This window comes from Pontitalea aquivivens, assembly GCF_046507575.1.
GTDB lineage: Bacteria > Pseudomonadota > Alphaproteobacteria > Rhodobacterales > Rhodobacteraceae > Pontitalea > Pontitalea aquivivens.
The window spans coordinates 1-5,556 of sequence record NZ_JBKFEY010000055.1 but is presented as its reverse complement, the minus strand read 5'-3'; the positions used below and the strand labels follow the sequence as shown (position 1 = coordinate 5,556).

Below are 5,556 nucleotides of genomic sequence, written 5' to 3'. Positions count from 1 at the left end.
CCAGATTGCCGTCCAAGCACTCGAGGATGGCATTTTCATGATCCAGATCGACATGACGATGGCGGCCGATTGACAAGACCCGAAGAGGAAAACAAGTGCCCAGGCACGCCGACCGGAGATCGTTTCCCCGGCGTTCGAGACCAGCCTCAAAGGAGTTCTTGGAGCACCGTTCATCGGGCTGGTCCGTCCCTGAAAGTTTCATCATGGCGCCTTTGGCAACCAATGGGCCATGACAGGTGTTTCCGGGCTGTACTACCGAGGATCATGGTGCCCAAAAAATGGCCGACACTCACTCACCCCATTCCGCCACGATCCGCCCTAGCACACTATCCACCGCCCGCTCGGCATCTCGCGCGAGGTCCAGCCGCTTCGGCAGCTTGACCTGCGGCACGAGCAGGAAAATCGGCACCGTGGTCAGACCGCGGCCGGTTTTCGACCGGGAGGCCACCGCCCTGCCCTTGGTGTTCAGCCGCCCTTCGGCAACCAGAAGGCTTGGGCCCGTCCGCCGATAGATGAAGCGCAGACGCAGACCCGTGCGGCGCTCCCAGTCGCCCGGGCTGGTGCGGCCGCCCCTGGCGGATTTGCCCGCCGCTTCCGTGGGGATCGCGAGCCAGAACCCGTCCTTCGAGCGGATCAGCGGCCCGGTATCATGCGCCCCGACAATGACCGGGGCCTTCGACCAGACGAGGGCGGCGGCATTGAGGCTGGGCTTTCCGCTCGGGAAATGCGTCGCGCGGATGGTGTTCGCGAGCCTTGCCCCGAGCCCAGCCCCGGTGATCTGGCCGCGCCAGCTGGCCTTCAGTCCGTTCCCCGCCGCGCGGATCGCGCCCGAGACGGCACGCGCGCCCGCGTCGATCTCGGCTTGCAGCAGGCCGCCGATGTTCGGATCGATGTCAAGTGTCAGTTTCATGCCGGCACCAGTTCCAGCGTCCAGACGAGCCGTTCCCGATCCCGTCGCGGCTCGCCCTGGATGATGAAGGTCTCCTCCCCGATCACGATCTCCTGCCCCGGTCGGGGTTCGGGAAGGGTGCTGACCGGAACGTCAATGCGCGTGGTTTCCGAGATCAGACGCGCCGCCCCGAACTCGGTAATTTCGTCAGGGCGGCGCAGGATGCCGCGGGCTTGGGTGAACCGACCCGTGCCGTCGCGATGCCAGATCGCAATCGACAGGTTGGGATCGGCGAAGAGCAGATCGACCGCGGCGGCAAAGACCGTCATCAGGTCCGCCGTGCCGAACGCAGCACCTGGGGCCGGGTGCAGATCGGCAGCGGGTTCGACTCGATCTCGAGGCGCACCCATTCGTCACGGTCGCGATCGGGGATCATCCGGGCATAGAGCGGCAGGCCAAGGGTATTGACCGTCTCGAAGGTGTCCGCCGGGGCGTAATAGATCTCGAAGAGCCCGTCGACGCCTTCGGGATAGAAGATCGCCTTGTCGGTCGGCACGCCGAAGCCCAGGCCCCCACGGTAGCGGCGGAAGGTGATGCCGCCGAAGCTGACCTCCTCGCCCACCCTGCCCCGCAGATCGGCCGCAGCGGCGGTGTTGAGATAGGTCTCGCGCACCTCTCTATGCGCCACCAGATCGGAGAAGAAGGCCGAGCCGCATTCAGCACGCAGCTGCACCGCACCGGCGGCCAGCCCGCCGAGACTGTCCTCCACGCTTTCGATCAGCGCCTGGCAGCGTTTCCGCAGCGCCCCCGAAGCTGGGCTCGCGTTGTCGAGGTCGAAATCCACCTCTGTCGCCGGGGTGATGCCGAACTCGGTGTAGTAATTGATCACCGTCGCTCCATCGCGCGGGTCCTTAACCACGCCCTGGATGCCGTTGAAGAGGTGGAACTCGAAGGTCGCTTCCGCGTCGTTCCTGAGCCGTGCCATCTTGCGCGCCACCTCGGCCTGCACCTGCTGGGTAGCAGTTTCCGAGCCGAAGTCGCGGATCCCCTGGATTTCCGAGGCCCAGAGCACGTCCTGCTTCTTGAACTGGCGGCAGACGAAGGCCCGCAGATCGCGCCGTTCGGGCACCTGTTGTTCATAAGCCGAGCCGCGTTCCGAGAACGGGATCAGCGAGAGCGTGCCGTCACGGCTCTCGATCATCACCGTGCGTGCGCGCACGCCGCGATTGGCGAAGAGCCCCGCGCCCGACAGGATCGCGGGCTTGAAGGGGATGTTCTCCAGAGCCCGGGTGAGCTCAATGATCGAGAAGGCATCGCCTTCGAAAATGTCCATGGTGGCCATGTGTGGATGCCTCCTGAAAGATCGGATTGAGAGGTTTGGGGCTCAGCGCACGAGGATGCCGGCCGCCAGCAGGGCGGCATGGGCGGCGGCGATCTCGGCCTCGGTCGGGGTGCCGGCAAAGACCAGATCGTGGCGATTGACGATGGCCGGGCCGCGCACCAGCGCGACGACCGGCACCTCGCCGCCCGTGGCATCGCATCGGCCCCAGAGGATCGCCGCGGCGGTTTCGGTGCCATCGACCGCCGCCGTGTCATGGGCGGCATATTTGCCCGAGGCGGTGATGCGGCCCAGCACGGTTCCGGGTTCGAGCGTGCCCGCCGCGAGGGTCACGGTTTCGCGGGTATAGTCGCGCAGCGCTTCCCAGACGAGAAAGCCGCCGGCGTGTTTGCCTTCGGTGAGCGTGGTCATGGGGAATCATCCTTTGGTTTGACGGAAGGTACGGGCGATCACCTCGCCCCAGGGATTGGTGGGGACACCCCGCCCGGGCTGGGCATGTGTGCCGGTGATGTCGGGCGTCGTTTCGGCCCGCATCTCGAGAAGCTGGGCGCGCACCGCATCGAGGCTGACCTCCTCCTCGAGAAACCGGCCTGCCATCTGTGGCTGGCTCGCCAGGCGACAGAGGTCGATCACCGCCCGGGCATGGGCGATGGCCTCGGCGCGGATCGCACTGGCGTCAGGCGCCGCGTTGGTGGCGGCAACACTGCTGCCCGGAGCCGCGGGAACCGGCCGGGTGTTCCCGGCGGAAACACCCGCCTCGGCGCCCTGCGGCGGCGCCTGCGATGGGTCGCCGTTGGTCCCCGCGCTGTCACCAGAGGGGGTGTTGGGGTTTCCAACATCCCCATCAGACCCGTCTGCATCGCCTGCATCAGCGTCAACTCCGCCTGCCCTGTCAAAACCGTTGGCATCTCCACCGGTTTCCGCAACGGCCTCGACAAGGTTCGGCGGCGCCTTGCGGAACCGCGTGACGTCGAAGGATGCGGCGAGTTTCACGGGTGCGGCGATCTGATCGATCAGGCCAAGATCCAGCGCATCCTTCGCATCGAGCCAGGTTTCTGCCGCCATCAGCGCGGCGATCTCGTCATCCGGTTTGCCGGATTTGGCGGCATAGCCCTGAATGAGACTGCCCTTCACCTTGTCGAGCGCCTCGGCCGTCGCCCGCATGTCCTCGGCCGTGCCCATCACCAGCCCCGACGGGTCATGGATCATCAGGAAGGCGTTTTCCGGCATGATCACCCGATCGCCGGCCATCGCGATGTAGCTCGCCGCCGAAGCCGCGATACCATCGATCCAGACGGTGATGTCGCCCGGGTGGCGCTTCAGCGCATTGTAGATCGCCACCGCATCGAACACCGACCCGCCCGGGCTGTTGATGCGCAGGTCAATTGCCGCGTCATCCGGCAGTGCGCCGAGTTCCGCCAGAAAGCCCTTTGCGGTGACGCCATAGGCGCCGATCTCGTCATAGATCAGCACTTCCGTGCGCGATCCCGTCGCGCCGCTCGCCCGGGCGCGGATCCTGTACCAGCTCTTCATCTCTTCACTCCTGTTCGGGATCGGCGTCTGCGCCGTCGGCATCGGCCGCGTCCCCGTCCTTGCCGGGCTCGGGTCGGGCGGTGGGTGTTGCCCGTGCGCCCTGCGTCTCGCCGGGGCTCGTGCGGTAGCGCAGACCCAGTGCCCCGGCCCGGGCCGCATCCGCCGCATTCTCGCGATCGACCTCCTCGACATCATAGCCAGTGGCCTCGACCACCTTGCGCCGCGAGGTGATGCCCGTCTCCATCGCCAGCACCTGCGCCTGGATGTCCTTCAGCGGATCGACCCAGTCCCAACGCGGCGGGATCCATTGCACGGCACGCGCGGTGGCCGGATCGTCGATCGCGAGCGCCCCCGCCAGAACTGCTGTGTCCAGCCAGCGCCGCCAGACCGGGCGGCAAAGCTGATGGGCCAGAACGCCATGCTGCAGTTGCTGAACGCGGCGGCGGAATTCGACGAGTTCCGCGCGCAAGGACGAATAGTTCGCCTGCCGCACATCGCCGGTCACCAGGTGATAGGGCAGCCCGAGGGACGCCGACACGGCAAGCAACGTGCGGTATTGGAAGGCCTCATAGCCGCCGCCCACATCGGCGGGGCTGGAGAACTTCACGTCCTCGCCCGGCAACAGCACCTGCATCGTGCCGGGCTCAAGGCTGGCAATCGCGGCGCCATCCAGATCGGCCGCCCCCTCGCCCAGCATCGGCTCTTCCGGCGCGGTCTTGGTGATGAAGCCCGCGAACATCGCAGCCGTCTTCTTCCGGTCGAGTTCCGCATCGTCATACTGATCGAGCAGAAACAGCCGCACCATCGCCGGGGCCACATGCGGCAGGCCGCGGATCTGGCCCGCATCGAGCGGGCGGTAGATGTGCAGCACGTCCTCGGCCGCGATGCGGACCGTGTCTGGCACCGCCACCCGCTGATCTGTGCTGTCGCCCGGATGACGGCGGCGAAAGTGATAGGCCACACGCCGCCCGATCCCGTCGAACTCGATCCCGCAGCGGATTCGGTTACCATTCGGCGCAGTTTCCGTTTTCTCGAAGGGCAGCATCTCGGATTGCAGAAGCTGCAACTGCAGCGGCACCAGCAGCCCATCCTCGGCTCGGCGGGGCCGCAACCGCACGAAACATTCGCCCGCGACGAACATCTCGCGCGCGACCATCGCCTGCAGGCCGTAGAAATCGGTCAGACCATCGGAATCGGCCTCGTCGGTCCAGGCGAGCCAGAGCTTCTGGACCCGGTCGCGCAGATCAGCGTCTTCAATCAGGGACGAGGGCTTGATCCCGTCCCCCACCAGGTTCGCGGCAAAGGCCTCGCAGGCATTCGCCGCATAACCATTCGTCACCACGAGTTCCCGCGCCCGGGCCAAGAGCCGCGGCCCGCCCGAGGCCACCAGGGCGTTGATGTTCTCCAGAGGCGGATTCCAGCCGCGCAGACGGCGCTTGGCCATCGCCCCTTCGAGCCGGGCACGCACGGCCTCGGGGCCGCCCGGCTTCGGACGGCGGAACAGGTCGAACAGCGCCATGGATCACAGCCCCTTTGCCGTCGTGACCCGGATCTGACGCACGATGCGCCGCCCCTCGGCCACCGCGATCTCGCGCTCCAGCGCCTCGATCGCCCGATCGATCTCCGCAACGCTGCGATAATCCACCGTCTTGCCGTCATAGCTGACGCGGGCGACGCCCGAGGCGCGCTGCGCCGCCAGCGCCTCGCGTCGGGTGCGCAGCTCGGTGATTGTCGGCATGATCATCGCCCTTTATCGTGAGACCGCGTCTGAAACCGGAGGCTTTCGTGTCAGAAC

8 protein-coding genes are annotated in these 5,556 nt (G+C 66.7%); all 8 read right to left on the bottom strand.

Going from position 1 to position 5,556, the window contains the following annotated elements:
* Positions 1–205, bottom strand: a 205-nt coding sequence (locus tag ACK8OU_RS19765; RefSeq protein WP_410305044.1) for a hypothetical protein, incomplete at its 3' end; no start/stop codon positions are given.
* Between the two features lie 84 nt (positions 206–289).
* Positions 290–910 (bottom strand): DUF6441 family protein, encoded by a 621-nt coding sequence (locus ACK8OU_RS19760; protein WP_410305043.1) that lies wholly within the window; start codon positions 908–910, stop codon positions 290–292.
* Positions 907–1,218 carry a head-tail joining protein gene (locus tag ACK8OU_RS19755; RefSeq protein ID WP_410305042.1) on the bottom strand — a complete coding sequence of 104 codons (312 nt, stop codon included), beginning with the start codon at positions 1,216–1,218 and terminating at the stop codon, positions 907–909. Before ACK8OU_RS19755 ends, ACK8OU_RS19760 begins: the two co-directional genes overlap by 4 nt.
* Positions 1,218–2,231: a major capsid protein gene (locus ACK8OU_RS19750; RefSeq protein ID WP_410305041.1), complete on the bottom strand. Its 1,014-nt coding sequence runs from the start codon at positions 2,229–2,231 to the stop codon at positions 1,218–1,220. Before ACK8OU_RS19750 ends, ACK8OU_RS19755 begins: the two co-directional genes overlap by 1 nt.
* Positions 2,232–2,273: 42 nt before the next feature.
* On the bottom strand, positions 2,274–2,639 hold the full coding sequence (locus ACK8OU_RS19745) for a head decoration protein (RefSeq protein WP_410305040.1): 366 nt from the start codon (positions 2,637–2,639) through the stop codon (positions 2,274–2,276).
* 6 nt (positions 2,640–2,645) lie between these two features.
* The gene (locus ACK8OU_RS19740) at positions 2,646–3,761 is read right to left on the bottom strand and encodes a head maturation protease, ClpP-related (RefSeq protein WP_410305039.1); all 1,116 of its coding nucleotides are present in this window, start codon (positions 3,759–3,761) and stop codon (positions 2,646–2,648) included.
* 4 nt (positions 3,762–3,765) lie between these two features.
* Positions 3,766–5,280, bottom strand: a complete 1,515-nt coding sequence (locus tag ACK8OU_RS19735; RefSeq protein WP_410305038.1) for a phage portal protein — start codon at positions 5,278–5,280, stop codon at positions 3,766–3,768.
* 3 nt (positions 5,281–5,283) lie between these two features.
* Entirely contained in the window at positions 5,284–5,499 is a 216-nt protein-coding gene (locus ACK8OU_RS19730) for a phage head-tail joining protein (protein ID WP_410305037.1), read from the bottom strand.
* Positions 5,500–5,556 lie beyond the last annotated feature (57 nt).

What these genes read in the sequence shown, in the direction of transcription:
- ACK8OU_RS19760 (WP_410305043.1), bottom strand. Translation starts at nt 910, where the DNA reads ATGAAACTGACACTTGACATCGATCCGAACATCGGCGGCCTGCTGCAA.
- ACK8OU_RS19755 (WP_410305042.1), bottom strand. Translation starts at nt 1,218, where the DNA reads ATGACGGTCTTTGCCGCCGCGGTCGATCTGCTCTTCGCCGATCCCAAC.
- ACK8OU_RS19750 (WP_410305041.1), bottom strand. Translation starts at nt 2,231, where the DNA reads ATGGCCACCATGGACATTTTCGAAGGCGATGCCTTCTCGATCATTGAG.
- ACK8OU_RS19745 (WP_410305040.1), bottom strand. Translation starts at nt 2,639, where the DNA reads ATGACCACGCTCACCGAAGGCAAACACGCCGGCGGCTTTCTCGTCTGG.
- ACK8OU_RS19740 (WP_410305039.1), bottom strand. Translation starts at nt 3,761, where the DNA reads ATGAAGAGCTGGTACAGGATCCGCGCCCGGGCGAGCGGCGCGACGGGA.
- ACK8OU_RS19735 (WP_410305038.1), bottom strand. Translation starts at nt 5,280, where the DNA reads ATGGCGCTGTTCGACCTGTTCCGCCGTCCGAAGCCGGGCGGCCCCGAG.
- ACK8OU_RS19730 (WP_410305037.1), bottom strand. Translation starts at nt 5,499, where the DNA reads ATGCCGACAATCACCGAGCTGCGCACCCGACGCGAGGCGCTGGCGGCG.